This window comes from Pseudoalteromonas sp. S4741 (assembly GCF_005886135.1).
Lineage (GTDB): Bacteria > Pseudomonadota > Gammaproteobacteria > Enterobacterales > Alteromonadaceae > Pseudoalteromonas > Pseudoalteromonas tetraodonis.
The window spans coordinates 1-16,262 of sequence record NZ_PNCN01000063.1; the positions used below are offsets into that span (position 1 = coordinate 1).

At 40.3% G+C, this 16,262-nt stretch carries 20 protein-coding genes and 1 tRNA gene; 10 read left to right on the forward strand and 11 right to left on the reverse strand.

The window, feature by feature from the left end; all coding sequences use genetic code 11:
- Positions 1-154 precede the first annotated feature (154 nt).
- Positions 155-230: transfer RNA gene (locus tag CWC30_RS10500), tRNA-Gly, on the forward strand.
- 140 nt (positions 231-370) lie between these two features.
- Here the strand turns inward: CWC30_RS10500 and CWC30_RS10505 are convergent.
- The 3 genes from CWC30_RS10505 to CWC30_RS10515 form a co-directional block, all read right to left on the reverse strand.
- The gene (locus CWC30_RS10505; protein ID WP_069438855.1) at positions 371-799 is read right to left on the reverse strand and encodes a secondary thiamine-phosphate synthase enzyme YjbQ; all 429 of its coding nucleotides are present in this window, start codon (positions 797-799) and stop codon (positions 371-373) included.
- Positions 796-1,263, reverse strand: a complete 468-nt coding sequence (locus tag CWC30_RS10510; RefSeq protein ID WP_036981196.1) for a chemotaxis protein CheX — start codon at positions 1,261-1,263, stop codon at positions 796-798. Before CWC30_RS10510 ends, CWC30_RS10505 begins: the two co-directional genes overlap by 4 nt.
- Before the next feature lie 63 nt (positions 1,264-1,326).
- Positions 1,327-1,761, reverse strand: coding sequence for a transcriptional repressor (locus CWC30_RS10515; RefSeq protein WP_036981198.1), 435 nt, complete (start codon positions 1,759-1,761; stop codon positions 1,327-1,329).
- Between the two features lie 92 nt (positions 1,762-1,853).
- Here CWC30_RS10515 and CWC30_RS10520 point away from each other — a divergent pair, with 92 nt between their 5' ends.
- The 8 genes from CWC30_RS10520 (at position 1,854) to CWC30_RS10555 (ending at position 7,358) form a co-directional block, all read left to right on the forward strand.
- Positions 1,854-2,474 carry a MarC family protein gene (locus CWC30_RS10520; protein ID WP_036981200.1) on the forward strand — a complete coding sequence of 207 codons (621 nt, stop codon included), beginning with the start codon at positions 1,854-1,856 and terminating at the stop codon, positions 2,472-2,474.
- Positions 2,475-2,597: 123 nt separating this feature from the next.
- Positions 2,598-3,530: a tRNA dihydrouridine(20/20a) synthase DusA gene (gene dusA, locus CWC30_RS10525; RefSeq protein ID WP_249929851.1), complete on the forward strand. Its 933-nt coding sequence runs from the start codon at positions 2,598-2,600 to the stop codon at positions 3,528-3,530.
- Between the two features lie 236 nt (positions 3,531-3,766).
- Entirely contained in the window at positions 3,767-4,447 is a 681-nt protein-coding gene (locus CWC30_RS10530) for a PspA/IM30 family protein (protein ID WP_138627048.1), read from the forward strand.
- Positions 4,448-4,457: 10 nt separating this feature from the next.
- Positions 4,458-4,664 (forward strand): PspC domain-containing protein, encoded by a 207-nt coding sequence (locus CWC30_RS10535; protein ID WP_013463970.1) that lies wholly within the window; start codon positions 4,458-4,460, stop codon positions 4,662-4,664.
- Between the two features lie 10 nt (positions 4,665-4,674).
- On the forward strand, positions 4,675-5,001 hold the full coding sequence (locus CWC30_RS10540) for a hypothetical protein (RefSeq protein ID WP_069438857.1): 327 nt from the start codon (positions 4,675-4,677) through the stop codon (positions 4,999-5,001).
- A gap of 78 nt (positions 5,002-5,079) precedes the next feature.
- The gene (locus tag CWC30_RS10545; protein WP_138627049.1) at positions 5,080-5,589 is read left to right on the forward strand and encodes a copper chaperone PCu(A)C; all 510 of its coding nucleotides are present in this window, start codon (positions 5,080-5,082) and stop codon (positions 5,587-5,589) included.
- A gap of 8 nt (positions 5,590-5,597) precedes the next feature.
- Positions 5,598-6,584 (forward strand): DUF2333 family protein, encoded by a 987-nt coding sequence (locus CWC30_RS10550; RefSeq protein WP_013463973.1) that lies wholly within the window; start codon positions 5,598-5,600, stop codon positions 6,582-6,584.
- Positions 6,585-6,587: 3 nt separating this feature from the next.
- Positions 6,588-7,358 (forward strand): TIGR04219 family outer membrane beta-barrel protein, encoded by a 771-nt coding sequence (locus CWC30_RS10555; RefSeq protein WP_036981206.1) that lies wholly within the window; start codon positions 6,588-6,590, stop codon positions 7,356-7,358.
- Positions 7,359-7,399: 41 nt separating this feature from the next.
- Here the strand turns inward: CWC30_RS10555 and CWC30_RS10560 are convergent, their stop codons facing one another.
- Both CWC30_RS10560 and CWC30_RS10565 read right to left on the reverse strand, forming a co-directional pair.
- Positions 7,400-8,281 (reverse strand): TIGR03899 family protein, encoded by an 882-nt coding sequence (locus CWC30_RS10560; RefSeq protein WP_069438859.1) that lies wholly within the window; start codon positions 8,279-8,281, stop codon positions 7,400-7,402.
- The gene (locus tag CWC30_RS10565; RefSeq protein ID WP_069438860.1) at positions 8,250-8,798 is read right to left on the reverse strand and encodes an SRPBCC family protein; all 549 of its coding nucleotides are present in this window, start codon (positions 8,796-8,798) and stop codon (positions 8,250-8,252) included. Before CWC30_RS10565 ends, CWC30_RS10560 begins: the two co-directional genes overlap by 32 nt.
- A 289-nt stretch (positions 8,799-9,087) precedes the next feature.
- Between CWC30_RS10565 and CWC30_RS10570 the strand changes: the two genes are divergently transcribed.
- On the forward strand, positions 9,088-11,271 hold the full coding sequence (locus CWC30_RS10570; RefSeq protein ID WP_138627050.1) for a YgiQ family radical SAM protein: 2,184 nt from the start codon (positions 9,088-9,090) through the stop codon (positions 11,269-11,271).
- Between the two features lie 84 nt (positions 11,272-11,355).
- Here CWC30_RS10570 and mgtE read toward each other — a convergent pair whose 3' ends face one another.
- The 6 genes from mgtE to CWC30_RS10600 form a co-directional block, all read right to left on the reverse strand.
- Positions 11,356-12,714: a magnesium transporter gene (gene mgtE, locus CWC30_RS10575; RefSeq protein WP_138627051.1), complete on the reverse strand. Its 1,359-nt coding sequence runs from the start codon at positions 12,712-12,714 to the stop codon at positions 11,356-11,358.
- 123 nt (positions 12,715-12,837) lie between these two features.
- Complete coding sequence (locus tag CWC30_RS10580; protein ID WP_013463979.1) at positions 12,838-13,110, reverse strand: HPr family phosphocarrier protein; 273 nt, start codon at positions 13,108-13,110, stop codon at positions 12,838-12,840.
- Positions 13,111-13,129: 19 nt separating this feature from the next.
- Entirely contained in the window at positions 13,130-13,972 is an 843-nt protein-coding gene (rapZ, locus tag CWC30_RS10585) for an RNase adapter RapZ (protein WP_010390558.1), read from the reverse strand.
- A gap of 19 nt (positions 13,973-13,991) precedes the next feature.
- On the reverse strand, positions 13,992-14,444 hold the full coding sequence (gene ptsN / locus CWC30_RS10590; protein WP_010390560.1) for a PTS IIA-like nitrogen regulatory protein PtsN: 453 nt from the start codon (positions 14,442-14,444) through the stop codon (positions 13,992-13,994).
- Between the two features lie 4 nt (positions 14,445-14,448).
- Positions 14,449-14,736 (reverse strand): ribosome hibernation promoting factor, encoded by a 288-nt coding sequence (gene hpf / locus CWC30_RS10595; protein ID WP_010390562.1) that lies wholly within the window; start codon positions 14,734-14,736, stop codon positions 14,449-14,451.
- 26 nt (positions 14,737-14,762) lie between these two features.
- A complete protein-coding gene (locus CWC30_RS10600) occupies positions 14,763-16,262 on the reverse strand; it encodes an RNA polymerase factor sigma-54 (protein WP_138627052.1) in 1,500 nt (499 codons plus the stop codon).

Genomic DNA, 16,262 nt, shown 5'->3' on the forward strand with positions numbered 1-16,262 from the left:
GAGTAATATTATCATATGACAGATAGTACCAGTACACGTGTCTCGCACCAACGGACAAATTACTGACAAATTTGAATGCGGCACTAGCTCAGTTGCCAGAATGTAGGACGCGACTTGTCGCGCACCAACAGACAAATTACTGACTATTTTGAATGCGGCACTAGCTCAGTTGGTAGAGCGCGACCTTGCCAAGGTCGAGGTCACGAGTTCGAGCCTCGTGTACCGCTCCAATCTTATTTACTTTCCAGATATTCATTTTCAAATAGCAAACAATAATCCACACGTGAATCATTATAAATTTAATTTATATAATTTTTATCGATTTGAAGTGCTCAATGGATGCGAACGATCTGTGTTATAAAACCTAGCTCTAAAACGTTTCGCCTTGCAAAGTGGCAATAATACGCCTAGCCCCGCCATGGTCGCGATGTTCGCCTAAGTATATTCCTTGCCAAGTCCCCAGCGCTAATTGACCATTATTAATAGGTATCATTAACTCGCAACCTAAAGTGCTGGTTTTAATATGAGCAGGCATATCATCATCGCCCTCATAGTCATGACGATAATAAGGCTGGCGCTCAGGTACAAACTGATTGAAGTGACTTTCCATATCCATACGCACGGTCGGATCGGCATTTTCATTAATGGTTAAGCTGGCAGAGGTGTGTTGAATAAATAAGTGTAATAAACCTATTTTTAGTTGGCTCAGCTGTGGGAGTTTAGTCAGTATGTCGTTATCAATTAAGTGAAAGCCCCGCGAGCGAGGCTTTAATGTAATCGTGGTTTGCGACCAGCTCATAGCTTATCGAAGCTCACTTCAATGTTTGCATTACCTGCATCACTGGTAAATGGCATAATAATTTTTTTGCCGTCACTTTTATGCGTAATGGTATGGTTTTTACCAGACACAACAATGGGGGTTGCCATGGCAAAGTCATAGCCTTTTTCACCTAATAGGTTTTTAGCACCACCGGTGACCATATTGGTTATTTCGCCGACCATGTCTGTGACTTCTTCATTTACGCTGTTAGGTCTCTCACCTAACATACGTTCCATTATAGTCAGCGCTAAACTTTCGTCGAAGGTTATTGAAAATGAACCACGAGTTTGGGGGCCAACCATACCAATTAATCCCGATACATCACCACAGGCTACTTCATCGGTTTTAATGCGAGGTTTACCTGGTTTTAACTGAGTTTTAGCCATGGTGCTCAATACATTCATCAAAGAAGATAAAAAGGGATTAATGAACTCTACATTCATATTAAATATCCTTAAATTGGTACTGATAGGGGGGATACGTAAAGTATAGCTATAGTCGCTCAGCTATGCTCGACAAGCGTCACATTTACCGTGTGCTTCTATGGTTTGCCCAGAAACTACAAAACCACTTTCCGCTGCTAAGTTATTGAGCTCATGTGAAATTACTGTTGAATGCAGCTCTTTAACAAACCCACATGTATCGCAAATTAGTAATTGAACAGGATGAATATGATCAAAGTGATGACACAACATGAATGCGTTAGTGCTTTCAATTTTATGAATAAAACCGAGTTCTGCTAAAAAGTCTAAAGCACGATAAATTGTTGCAGGTTTTGCGCCTGTTTCAGTGACTTTTAATTGCTCTAGCAAATCGTATGCACCCACACCACCTTGAGCGCTTGCTAATAAACGAAATACCTTTTCGCGAATAGGTGTGAATCGCGCACCACGGTTGTCGCATACTTGTTTTGCTTTATTTACGAGTGATTCTATATTCATCTTCTCTCATCCTTACTTTGCCGTGATATACTAACATACTGTATTGTAGTTGCAGCGATTTATTAACCGCTTTTGTGAAAAGGTATTCATTAATGCATGAACTATTAGCCACATTTATTTTCTTTTTTGCAGTTATCGATCCAATCGGCACAATTCCGGTTTTTATCGCCGTAACTCGGGGTGATGACGACAAGTTTAAGCGTAAAGTGATTTTTAAGGCAGTGGGTGTATCTGCTTTAGTACTGTTATTTTTTGTGGTTGCCGGTGAGCAATTACTCAATGTGATTGAGATTCCACTATCGGCATTTCAAATAGCCGGTGGCTTGATCTTATTAATTTTTGCACTCTCCATGACGTTTGGTGAAAGTAAACCCGAAGCTGAAATTAAAAGTGTTCGCGATAGCACTGAAACCGCTATTTTTCCGCTGGCTATACCCTCAATTGCAAGCCCTGGCGCTATGTTAGGTGCGGTATTAATGACGCGTAATGAAGAATATACTTGGGTTGAACAAATGATTACCTCATCAATGATGCTGGCCGTTTTAGTGGTGGTACTTATTTTGTTATTACTTGCTACGCAGGTACATAAAATAATAGGTGATAGCGGGGCAAGTATTATTAGCCGAATTATGGGGTTAATTTTAAGCTCAGTCGCAGTAACGAATATTTTAAATGGTATCGCACAATACTTTGGCTTGCAGGTGTTTGCTTAACATTGCTGCGCATGGGGCTTTTGTGTAAAATGCAGCGCCGTTTAAGCTGTGCTTAAATTATAAATTTTTGAGGACTACATTTTGGATAAACGTACTTTAAATCGACGCTTTTCTGTTGCCCCAATGCTTGATTGGACTGATCGCCATTGTCGTACGTTTCATCGTAAAATGACAAAGCACACCGTGCTCTACACTGAAATGATCACCACAGGGGCTATTTTATTTGGTCGTGGTGACTATTTGCATTTTAATCAACACGAAGGCCCAGTAGCGCTGCAGCTGGGGGGCTCAGATCCGCAAGCGCTAGCACAGTGTGCCAAGCTTGCAGGTGAGCGCGGTTATGATGAAATAAACCTTAACGTAGGCTGTCCGTCTGATCGTGTGCAAAATGGGCGTTTTGGTGCCTGTTTAATGGCAGAGCCCGAGCTTGTGGCAGAGTGTGTTGCTGCAATGAAAAGTGAAGTCAGTATTCCTGTTACGGTAAAAACGCGCATTGGTATTGATGAGCAAGACTCCTATGAATTTTTATGTGCGCTTATTGAAGCATCGCATAAAGTAGGCTGTGATGATTTTATTATTCATGCCCGTAAAGCATGGCTAAAAGGGTTGAGCCCAAAAGAAAACCGCGAAGTACCACCGCTTGATTACCCCCGTGTTTACCAGCTTAAAAAAGATTATCCACAACTTGATTTAAGTATTAATGGCGGTGTTAAAACCATTGAGCAAAGTCTTGAGCATTTACAGTACATAGATGGGGTGATGGTTGGGCGAGAGGCTTACAGTAATCCATTTATGCTAAATGAAGTGGATGAAAAAATATATGGTGACGCTGCTAATACTCAGTCACGTCATGATGTTGTGCGCTCTATGTATGATTACATTGAAGAAGAGATGCGTTTAGGCGCTAACTTTTGGCATGTTGCTCGCCATATGTTAGGTATTTTTCAGGGACAACCCGGTGCGCGTGGTTTTAGACGCCATTTATCTGAAAATGGCCATGGCAAGCAAGCTGATCTAGGTGTTATGGATAAAGCACTAAGTTACGTACCCGAATAACAGATCCTCTGTATAGAAAAAAGCCACCTCAGGTGGCTTTTTTTGAACCCAAATTTTGGTCAAAAGTTTAATTTATTAGCCAATTCGACTTAACTCCATTCAGTGATGAGTCATTAATTTACCTACTTGAAATAACCTAACTACATGATATTTAATTAAAATAAAACTATTTTAAGTTGTTGGCATAACTCTTGGAATCCTGTTGATGTATAAATAAAAATCATCAGGAGAATAACATGGGTATATTTAACCGCGTAAACGACGTCATTCAAGCAAATATCGTAGCTATGCTTGATAAAGCAGAAAACTCAGAGAAATTACTCAATTTAATGCTTACTGAAATGCAAGAAGCGCTTAATGAGTGTCGTAGTACGGCAGCTGCACTTTTATGTGAAGAAAAGAGCATTAAACGACAAATAAGTAACAAACAGCAAGCGCTCGCAAATTGGCAATTAAAAGCTGAGCATGCTGTGGCAAAAAATCGTGACGATTTAGCTAAATCAGCATTAGCCGAAAAACACACAGTTGAACAAAGCATAGGGTGCTTGCAAACGCAGCTTGAAACATTGCAGCAATCAATTGTAAAAATCACAGAAGACTGCGAGCGCTTACAACACAAAATGATGGAGGCAAAAGCAAAACAAGCACAACTTACAAAGCGTGAAAACGTAGTTGAAGCAAGGGCAAAAATAAATACGCAACTACAAAGCGATAAAGTGGCTTTTGCCTTATCACGATTTGAGCAAATAGAGCGCCGCGTTGAAAGTGTAGAGTCGCAAGTTGAAGCGTATGAGCTCACAGATACTGCGAGCAATACAGCTATGCAAATTGAGTCACTGGTTAAAAATGAAAAAATTGATGTAGAACTGACTAGTTTAAAAGCAAGTTTAAATACTGCTAATAAACAAACAGCTTAAGGAGATTGTTATGAATAGTTTTAATACACACCGTCGTTGGTACAAAAACACGCTTAACAAAAAAATATCAGGCGTCTGTAGTGGGTTAGCTTACCGACTAGACTTTCCGGTATGGTCTACTCGCTTAGTGACCGTTTTATTATTTTTAAGCTTTCCGTTTGCAGTGGCGCTAGGTTATTTAATTGCTCACTGTTGCCTTGAAGAAAAAGCAGTGTAAGGAGAGCAGCATGAAAACATTCGTCGTGTGCCTAGTTATTTTTGCGTTGTTTTTAATTAATAGCGGTTCAATTATTCACTTTGATGTGTGGCAGTTTCCGCTATGGATCTCAGATATTAGCTGGACAGGTATAGAGCTCATTGGTGCGTTAGTTGCTATTATCGTTGTTATTGCGATTGTTGCTTTAGTGACGATGGGGTTAGTTGGCGCGGCGATGGTGGCACTGGCTGGTACTATTTTAGCTTTTTTATTCGGATCATTGATGATTGCTTGGCCGTTATTGTTTGTAGCAGGGCTGTGTTGGTTAATCGCAGATAACAAAAAAGTCGTCTCTTGAGCTTAAATTAGCTGCCTAACATAGGGGAATTATGATAAATTTAAACTATATTTTTTTGTTTTAACAAGGATTTTACCGATGATTAAACAATGTATTTTGATAGCAAGTGCATTAATGGTGGGGGTTTTTTCGTCTTCGTTAATGGCGCACGAAGGACATGAACACGATAGTGTTGTTGCGCAGCTACAAGTAACACATGCGCAAGTAAGAGAGTTTTTGCCGGCAACCAAAGCCAGTGTGGCTTACTTTAGTATTAAAAACCACAGCAATGTACCAGCAACGTTGACTAAAGCGACAATTGATGGTCTAGGGCGTGTTGAAATTCATGAGCACGTTCACGCTGACGGTATGATGAAAATGCAAAAAGTCGAATCATTGCTTATTAAAGCTCACCAACAACTCGATTTTAAGCCAGGCAGCTATCATTTAATGGTGTTTGAACCACAAGAACCGTTAAAAGTAGGTCAAGAACGTAAACTCACGCTATATTTTGAAGACGGGAACCGAGTATTTACCAATGCAAAAGTCGTTTCGTTAGCCTCACAAGCAGAGTCGGTAAAAGCATCGAAAGATCATAGTCATCATTAGGAGGATAAATGTCACAGCATAAAGGAAAAATAATAACGGCACTGGTACTGTTATTTGTCGTGTTTTACGCCATTGCAGTATACTGGAGTATAGAGCCTTCACGTTTTGATGTTGTGCAAAATGCTAAGCAACAAGCGCAGCAACGCAGTGAAAAACTAGTCACAGGTTATGTAACAACTTCAACACTCATCACTGTAGCTGATACGCTTTTAACTAAATCAGGCGGTTACTTATCAAATGATGTGCTACCACCGAGCGTAATAATGGACAATATGCCGGCCTGGGAGTATGGTGCGCTGGAAATGGTGCGTGATTTAGCGTTGTCTATGCGAAAAGATTTTAGCCGCTCACAATCGCAATCAACTGAACACGAAGCGCTCAAAAAAGCTCAGCCACAATTTAATATCAGCTCTGAAGCATGGGCATGGCCAAGTGCTGAGGGTGAATACCAAAAAGGAATTGATTATTTAATGGTATATCGTTCTCAAATAGCCAATCAGCATGAGCGCGATAGCCAATTTTACTCTCGTGCAGATAACCTACGCAGTTGGTTAAAAGAAGCTGAAAAGCGTTTAGGCAGCTTAAGTCAGCGTTTAAGTGCAAGCGTGGGTCAAGATAAAGTTAACACTGACCTCGCCGGTAACTCTTCAAATACACAGGCCACCTATACGCCTTTACAACAACAAATAAAAACATCATGGTGGGAAATTGATGATGTATTTTATGAGTCACGTGGTGCTACTTGGGCTTTACTGCACTTTTTACAGGCGGTTGAATATGATTTTGCCGATGTGCTTGATAAAAAGAACGCCCGTGTCAGCTTGCAACAAATTATACGCGAGCTTGAAGCAACCCAAGAAACGGTATGGAGCCCAATGATTTTAAACGGTAATGGATTTGGTTATGTCGCCAACCATTCACTTGTTATGGCAAATTATATTTCTAGAGCCAATGCGGCACTGATTGAACTTAGTGAATTATTAGCGCAAGGATAAAAAATGAAAAAGTATTGTATAGCAGCAGCCTTATCAATGGCATGTTTAGCTCCTGTAGCACAAGCCGACACTGTATTAGGCTTATATGTAGGGGTTGATGGTTGGAAAGCAGATAATGACGGTAGCTTTTCTGATAACAATAACGCCCTGCAAAACTTCAACTTTAAAGATGAAACTTTTGTCAGTTATTACGCTGCGCTTGAGCACCCAGTGCCATTAGTGCCAAACTTAAAGTTAAAATACACTGAGCTTGAATTAACCGGTTCAACAGTGCTTGAAGACACATTTAGCTTTAACGGCACTGATTATGTTGTAGGCACAGGTGTTAATTCAGTGACTGACTTATCGCATATTGATTATATTCTTTACTACGAGATTTTTGATAACGATTTAATCTCAATTGATTTAGGTCTTAATGCTAAGCAGTTTGATGGTGAGCTTGTTGTAACAGGTACATCACAACAAGGTGGCGCTAACTTTACTGAAATCGAAGAGTTCTCTGGTGTTGTGCCGTTAGTATATGGACGTTTTGAAGCGGGTTTACCATTTAGTGGTTTAAGTGTTTTTGCTGAAGGCAGCTTTTTAGCCATAGATGACAGTAAAGTACAAGATTACCAAATGGGTATTGCTTGGGAGTTTATTGATAACCTAGCCGTTGATGTTGCGGTTAAAGCGGGCTACCGCTCTATGGTTTTAGAACTTGATGATGTCGATGATATTAATACTGATATTGATGCATCAGGCCCATTTGCGGGCATACAAGTTCATTTTTAAGCACCGACTTTTCGAAAAGCCACCTCGTGTGGCTTTTTTAGTTACTTTGAAGCATGCCACACTAATTCAAATTCCCCTTCAAATGCTGCACCAATTAACTGTTTGTACACTTTATTAATTGGGTAGTTCATTAATCTAAATAGTTCATCACCTGTTTGAGTAAACTTATAATAACTCAATACTAAGTCGTTACTTTTTGCTTTTAAAGTTAGTTTTTGAGTCAAAAAGGAGAGGGTGATCTCTTGTCCTGCTTTTAATGCAGCGGATTCAATCTCTTTACGGTATAACAAATTTAAATCCATTAAGGTTAATACATCAGGAAAGCTTACACCGCTTTTACCTATGCTTAATGACACTTTATTACCTTTACCTAGTAAATCAAATAATGAGGGTTTTTTGTAATACCCCAAGAATATTAGGTGGCTACTATCCTTTTCGTTATACCCAGAAATAGACACGCACTTTCTTAATGAATCGGCTTCGCGCTGGGTCATGTGCTTGAGTGTTTGTAAACTTTTAATAGAAAAAGTACCTGGGCTAATGGTTTCACCAGTAAAAATTTTTGCCCACAACACTTGCATAGATTGATTTGAGGTATCTTCACATAAGGCTATAAAGTGCTCCACCCAATCAGCATCGGGCTGTTTAGCGCAAGCAACATCAGGACAAAACTCCATTGCTAAGGCTAAAATAGTCTCAATATTTTGTTGCTGTTTAATCAGTAGTAAGTCTTGTCTTTTTTGAGCACGCGCTAAAATTGAATGCTCGCTATTAATACTATAAAGCGATTTGGCTTTACTTTGAGGATTATAGGTTTTTTCATCAATGGCAGGCGTATTACTCACTTTTGTGACTGAGTAACCTAGCAGTGACTCAATAATATTGGCAAGTTTAATCCTGGCTTGTGCGGTTTTGACTGTCATGGCTTTCCATTATTGCTTGTGCATCACTGAGTTGAGCGACTGTTTTTAAGTTATTTAGCCCTAGGGTCACTATATTACCTAATATATTTTCAGCAAATATAGCAACGTACCCAGAAATAAGCGGCATCGTTGCTTGTCCTTCTATTTGCCACGTGACGGTTTTTGTGTGCGGGCTAAATAGCAATTTGCTAGTGATAATATGCTCTTGATTAAATAACACACTAAATACAACTTCATTATCGCTTAATGCCGATATTGTCATTTCGCCTTTGCCCCATTTACCTTCCCAAGATTGGTAGGCTCCTGCGCCAGAGCTCGGTTCTCCAATATTAAACTTAATGTTAGGGTCTATTTGTTGCCACGGCGACCATTTATACCACTGGGTAAAGTCCTCCACTAATGACTTTATTGCGGGAGCGCGTGCGTTAATCTTTATACTTTTTTGCACATGATAATTTTGTGGTAACAATAATCCAACGATAACAAAAACCAAGAGTAAAATGATTGAAAACTGCATTATTTTTTTAAGTAGTTTAATAGGTATTCCTCATCTATTTTAATTTACAGCGTCTATCAATTATTAATTATTTAATAGTTTAACGAAGTCGCGGTTGCTTTTGATCTATTTTATCTACCTTGTATTATTTCAAAAGCAGACATTAGCCGTAATAAGTTTAGATGATTTATTAGTTTTAGTAATGCAATAAAGGTAAACAATTTTTAATCAGCGCTTTCATTTTGTGCTATATCAACGGGGATGTCGATAGGGTATAATTCGCGCCTTTTGTTATTGAACGGCCAATTTTATGAGCACATTAAAAGCTGATCGCGCCTTATTCTCATATCCCAAGTATTGGGCTGAGTGTTATGGCACAGCTCCATTTTTACCAACAACACGCGAAGAAATGGACGCGCTTGGCTGGGATAGCTGCGATATTATTATTATTAGCGGTGATGCTTATGTAGACCATCCTAGTTTTGGGATGGCCGTAATTGGCCGTGTGCTTGAAGCGCAGGGGTTCAGAGTGGGCATTATTGCTCAGCCTGATTGGAACTCTAAAGATGCCTTTATGGCATTGGGTAAGCCTAACTTATTTTTTGGTATTACAGCCGGTAATATGGACTCGATGATCAATCGTTACACCGCTGAAAAACGAATGCGCCATGATGATGCATACACACCAGGAAATGTCGGCGGTAAACGCCCCGATCGCGCCGTGATCATATACTCACAACGTTGTCGTGAAGCCTATAAAGATGTGCCGCTCGTGTTAGGGGGCATTGAAGCCAGCTTGCGTCGTATTGCTCATTATGACTATTGGCAAGAAAAAGTACGTCGTAGCGTATTATTTGACGCTAAAGGCGATATTTTAATCTATGGTAATGCCGAACGCCCGTTAGTTGAAGTAGCGCACCGTATCGCTGCGGGTGAAACCATAGATACCATACAAGATGTGAGAGGCACGGCAGTTATTCGTAAAGAGCCTTTACCCGGTTGGCGTGGCAGTGACTCAACAGCCATTGATAAAATTGGTAAAATAGATCCTATTCCTAATCCTTATGGCGCGGATGATGTTGGCTGTGCTAAATCAGAATTTAAGCAAGCGGGTATTGATTTAAAAGCCGAAGCTGCAAAACCAATTATCATCCAACCTGCGCGCCCTAAGCCATGGGAAAAAACTTACGTTAAGTTACCTGCTTTTGAGCAGGTCAGTGTTAATAAACCATTATATGCTCATGCATCGCGTATTTTGCACCAAGAAACCAACCCTGGTTGTGCAAGAGCGTTGTTTCAGCGTCATGGCGATCGCTCTATTTGGGTGAACCCGCCAGCTTATCCACTTGAAACCCAAGAAATGGATGATGTGTTTGGTTTACCGTATCAGCGCATTCCGCACCCAAGTTATGGCGACGCTAAAATTCCTGCTTACGATATGATTAAAACGTCGGTAAATATAATGCGCGGTTGTTTTGGCGGCTGTTCGTTTTGTTCCATTACCGAGCATGAAGGGCGAATAATTCAAAGCCGTTCTCAAGAATCAATTATTGAAGAAATTGAACAAATTAGAGATAAAGTGCCAGGCTTTACTGGGGTTATCTCTGATTTAGGTGGGCCAACTGCAAATATGTATAAACTGCGTTGTACCAGTAAAAAAGCAGAGAGTACGTGCCGTCGCTTGTCGTGTGTGTATCCTGATATTTGTAAGCATATGGATACTGACCATACCCCGACTATCGATTTATATAAAAAGGCGCGTGAGGTTAAAGGGATCAAAAAGATCTTAATTGCTTCGGGCGTGCGTTATGACCTTGCTGTACGTGATCCTCGTTACGTTAAAGAGCTAGTAACCCATCATGTTGGTGGATATTTAAAAATAGCACCTGAGCACACTGAAGATGGTCCATTATCTAAAATGATGAAGCCGGGTATGGGTGCCTACGATGAATTTAAAGCGCTATTTGATAAGTACTCTAAAGAAGCGGGTAAAAAGCAGTATTTAATTCCATACTTTATTTCTGCTCACCCAGGGACTAAAGACGAAGACATGGTTAATATGGCTTTGTGGCTGAAATCGAATGACTTTAAGCTTGATCAGGTGCAAAACTTTTATCCGTCACCTATGGCTAATGCGACCACCATTTATCATACTGAAATGAACTCGCTTCGTAATATTAAAAATAATACTGAGCAAGTTGCTGTGCCTAAGGGCGCGCGTCAACGTCGTTTGCATAAAGCAATTTTACGCTATCACGATCCTGCCGGTTGGCCAATGATCCGCGAAGCCCTGCGTAACATGGGCAAAGCTAAACTCATTGGTAAAGGTCCAAATTGTTTAGTGCCAGAAGAAGGGCGAGATGAAAGACAAACTAAAGGCGTAAAAGGTAATAAGGGCGGTCGTCCTGCGCTTACTCGTCATACTGGCTTTAGCCAGTTTAAAAAAGCCAACACTAAACCTAAGGTAGGTGGTAATCGCCAGCGCGCTAAGTAGCCTTAACTTATGTAAAGTAACTATCGGCTTAAACAAAAACACCGCGTATTGACGCGGTGCTTTTGTTTATAAAAAGATTAGAGCCTAAATCAATAACCAAGTCGCAGTACCTAAGAAGGCAAATATACCAACAATATCAGTTACTGTGGTTAGTACCACACTGCCTGCAAGTGCTGGATCTATTTTCATTTTTTTAAGCAATAGTGGGATACTAGCACCCGCAATACCTGCTGCAACTAAATTCATAAACATAGCAAACGCTAAAACACCACCGAGTTTGAAATCCCATTGCCAAAGCGCAACGACACCGGCAATTAGGATAGACCAAACCATACCGTTAATCGCGCCGATAGCGAGTTCTTTTAATAATAAAAAACGTTGGTTAGTTTGGTTGATATGGCCCACCGCGATACCGCGAATAACCAAAGTTAAGGTTTGGCTGCCTGCAACCCCACCCATTGACGGAACAATACCATTGAGCACAGCAAGAATTGGTAATATAGCTAAGGTGTTTTCAAAAAAGCTCGCCACAATTGCAGCCAGCAATGCAGTTAGTAAGTTTACACCCAGCCAAATTGAGCGCTTTTTAGAGCTTTTTAACACAGGTGCAAAGGTATCTTCTTCATCATCTAAACCCGCTAAACCCAGTAAACTGTGCTCAGCGTCTTCACGAATAACATCAACGATATCATCAATGGTGATCCGCCCAAGCAAGTGTGCGTTGTCATCAACAACCGGTGCCGATATCCAGTTATGACGCTCAAACAATTGTGCAACTTCGCTCTCATCCATTGAAATAGGAATAGACTCACAGTCTTCATCCATTAACTCATGAACAATTTTTTCAGGGGGATTAGTTAATAAAGTACTCAGCGATAGGGCGCCTAAAAAGCAGTTATTTTCATCAACCACATATAAGTCATCTGTACCCTCAGGTAATTCGCCGCGTAAGCGAATATAACGTAGTACCACATCTAGAGTCACATCGGGGCGAATAGTAACGGTATCTATATTCATCAATGCGCCAGCAGAGCGCTCTTGATACGATAAAGCCTGCGTTGCACGTTCTCTATCTTGAATATCCATAGCGCTAACAACATCTTTAAAAACAGTGTCAGGTAGGCTACGTAGTACTTCCCCTAAATCATCATGGCCCATGTCTTCGGTTGCAGCAGCAATGTGCTCGGGTGCCATTTGCGCAATAATGCCCAAACGTACATCTTCAGACAGCTCTTCAAGCACATCACCTTGTACATCAGGATCAACCAGTTGCCAGAGCATACGACGAATTTTATGGGGAGATGATTCTAAAAGAAGTGCGGTATCACAAGGTGCCGTTTTTGCTAGCATGCGCCTAACTTGAACAAATTGACCACTATTTAGTGACTTAGTCACCTGTTTTAGTTGTTGTAGTGGAATATCTTGTTCTAAAGCTTCAGGCATTGGCGTCCTTAATTAAATTTTATTACACGATGATGGGGTATTGCTTTATCTTACTTTATATCAGTAAACTACCTCAACCACTATTAATCTAAGTTTAGGATGATGAGTTAATAATGAACTTTTTTATTCTTGCTCATTAAATCGTTGGTCGATGAGTTCACCTATTGCGCTAAGTGCAGGCTCAGCGTCGGGGCCTTCGCATACCACCTTAACTTCTTTGCCTTGGCTGCTTTCGAGTAACATAAGTGCCAGCACGCTATCGCCAGCGGCTTGTTTGTCATCTTGAAATAAAGTGATTGTGGCATCAAATTGCACAGAAAGCTGAGCTAATACTGTCGCCGCTCTAGCGTGTAATCCTAATTTGTTTTTTATTAAAAATGTATTTTCTAAGCGCATGACATGTTCTCACTCGGTATTATTCTTGTTCTCGGTGGCGAATTTTTACATTAGGATGGCTCATTGCAAAGCTTTCGCCAATGGTTTGCGCTAAATAAACAGAGCGGTGTTGCCCACCGGTGCAGCCAATTGCAATAGTCAAATAGCTGCGGTTATTTCTTTCTAAATGAGGCAGCCATGTTTGCACGAATGTTTGAATTTGCCATGTAAATTTTTGTACTATGCTGTGGCTGGCTAGGTAGTCTTTTACTGGTTGATCTAGCCCTGTGAGTGGCTTAAGTTCAGGCTCCCAATGCGGGTTTGGTAAAAAGCGAGCGTCAAATACATAATCTGCTTCTTTGGGTATACCGTGCTTAAAACCAAATGACTCAAAGGTAATGATCAGTTGTTTGTCTTTTTTACCGAGTATTTTTTCACGAATAGATTCAGCCAGCTGATGCACACTTAAATCCGTAGTATCAATCATATAATCGGCACGGTTAATGAGCACATCAAGGAGTTGTTTTTCTTTTTTTATTGCTAAATCAAGTGGCAGTGAGTCAATCGAAAGAGGGTGAAGGCGCCGTGTCTCTGAAAAGCGTTTAATTAAGGTTTGATCGTCACTGTCTAAATAAAACACCGTTGGCTTAGTAAAACCAGGTAAATATTCAATGATTTCATTAAACTGTTGCTGCTCTTTAGGTAAATTACGCACATCAACACTTACGGCTATTTTGTTGTAGCTGTCGGAAACACTACGAACAAGAGATGGTAATAAATTTAAAGGAATATTATCTACACAATAATAACCTAAATCCTCAACAACACGCAGCGCAACAGATTTACCAGAACCTGAGCGACCACTTATAATTATTAATTCCATTTATCACCCTTAATTGTTACTACGGTTGACTTACAATTACTTGATACAGCTCATTGTCGGATTTTGCCGCTCGTAATTGCTTACAAAATTCTTTATCGTTGAGCTTTTCTGCTATAGTGGCTAAGGTTTTTAAATGCTGCTTATTGTCACCATCAGGTACAATTAAGGCAACAAAAATGTCGACCGGTCTGTTATCTATCGCATCAAAATTAATAGCCGTTTCGCTCACTAATATAAGAGCAAGAGGCTCTTGTACACCACTCATACGACCATGAGGAATTGCAATTCCTCGACCTATACCTGTACTCCCTAGTTTTTCTCTGGCGGTTAACGCGTTAAGAATATCTTGTTGTGTTAAATAGGGCAGTTTATTGTGAGCCAATTCACTGATAAATTCTAAAATTCTTTTTTTACTATTAAAAAGGACCGCAGCTTTACTGCAGTCCTGACAGATAAGTGAGCTTAATTTCATAGTGTTAGTGTCGAGCAAGTTTCTCTTTGTGTTTAATTACTTGACGATCTAGCTTGTCAATCAGCGAGTCTATAGCGGCATACATATCTTGGTGTTCAGTAGAAGCAAAAATCTCAGCGCCACTAACATGAACGGTTGCTTCGGCTTTTTGGTTTAGTTTTTCTACATCGAGAATAACGTGCACATTCGTTATGTGATCAGTGTGCCTCTGTAACTTCGAAAATTTACTATTTACGTAGTCTCTAAGCGAGTCGGTAATATCTACATGGCGACCAGTTAAATTCAGTTGCATAAACATTTTCCTCTTTGTTGTACGCCTTAAATCAAACTTTTACGTTGATTTGACGGGGGAATAGCTAGAGATTCGCGATACTTTGCAATAGTTCTCCTTGCTACTTTAATTCCTTGCTCAGCCAATATATCTGCAATTTTACTATCACTCAATGGTTTAGCTGAGTTTTCTGCAGCGATTAATTTTTTAATTAATGCGCGTATTGCTGTCGATGAACATTCGCCACCATTTTCAGTGCTTACATGGCTTGAAAAGAAATATTTAAGCTCAAAAATACCGCGTGGTGTGTGCATGTATTTTTGCGTAGTAACACGTGAAATAGTCGATTCGTGCATTTCTACCATTTCGGCCACGTCATTAAGTACCATAGGCTTCATCGCCTCAGGACCATGTTCAAAAAAGGCCTGTTGTTGTTGCACAATACAGTTAGTTACTTTAAGCAGTGTGTCGTTTCTACTTTCTAAGCTTTTTATAAACCATTTAGCTTCTTGTAAGTGTGAGCGAATAAACTGGCTATCGCCGCTTGATTTAACCGTACGCGACATAGCTGCATATTGGCTGTTTACCCTAATTTTAGGCATGCTATCTGGGTTTAGTTCAACCACCCAACGGCCTTTCACTTTTTTAACCGACACATCAGGAATAACGTACTCAGACTCTTCTCTAACAATAGTGTCAGCGGGTTTTGGGCTAAGCGTGTGAATTAACGTCATGACTTCTTTAAGCTCATCTTCTTTGAGCTTAGTTTTTTTCATTAACGTGCGATAATCACGCGCAGCCAGTAAGTCAATGTGATCGGTTAAGATCATTTTTGTTTCGTTTAAAAAAGGCGTGTCTTGGTCAAACTGATTTAGTTGAATACACAAACACTCTTGTAAACTACGCGCGGCTATTCCTACCGGATCAAATAACTGAATACGCTTTAAAACGGCTTCTATTTCATCAAGTTCAACTTCATCTTCTATGTCGTTTTCTTGATTAAAACTTTCTAATATTTCTTCACAGCTAAGGGTTAAAATACCAGAATCGTCCACAGCTTCTACGATTGCAATCGCGATGGCTTCATCTGTTGGGCTAAATGGCGTCAGTTGCAATTGCCACATTAAATATTCATGCAGCGTTTCAGTTGAAGAGCCTTGATAAATTGATTCATCTTCAGGCATTGGTCCCGAGGAAGAGGCAGGTGCTGCGCTCATGTATTCATCCCATGTAACATCCATTGCCATATCATCGCTAATGGTGTCTTTGGTCATGGCTTCGCCGCTATCTTGCTCATATTCGCTAGGTTTTTCATCAGCTGAAGCACTTAGCGTTGATTCATCGGTATCGGCTTTTTGTTCGTTTTTACCCGCAGCATCTTCACTGTAATCTTGTTCTTCAACTTCAAGCAAGGGATTACTATCGAGTGCTTCTTGAATTTCTTGCTGGAGATCCAATGTACTGAGCTGCAATAAGCGAATTGCTTGTTGCAACTGTGGAGTCATTGTAAGTTGCTGGCCCATGCGCAGCTGTAATGATTGCCTCAT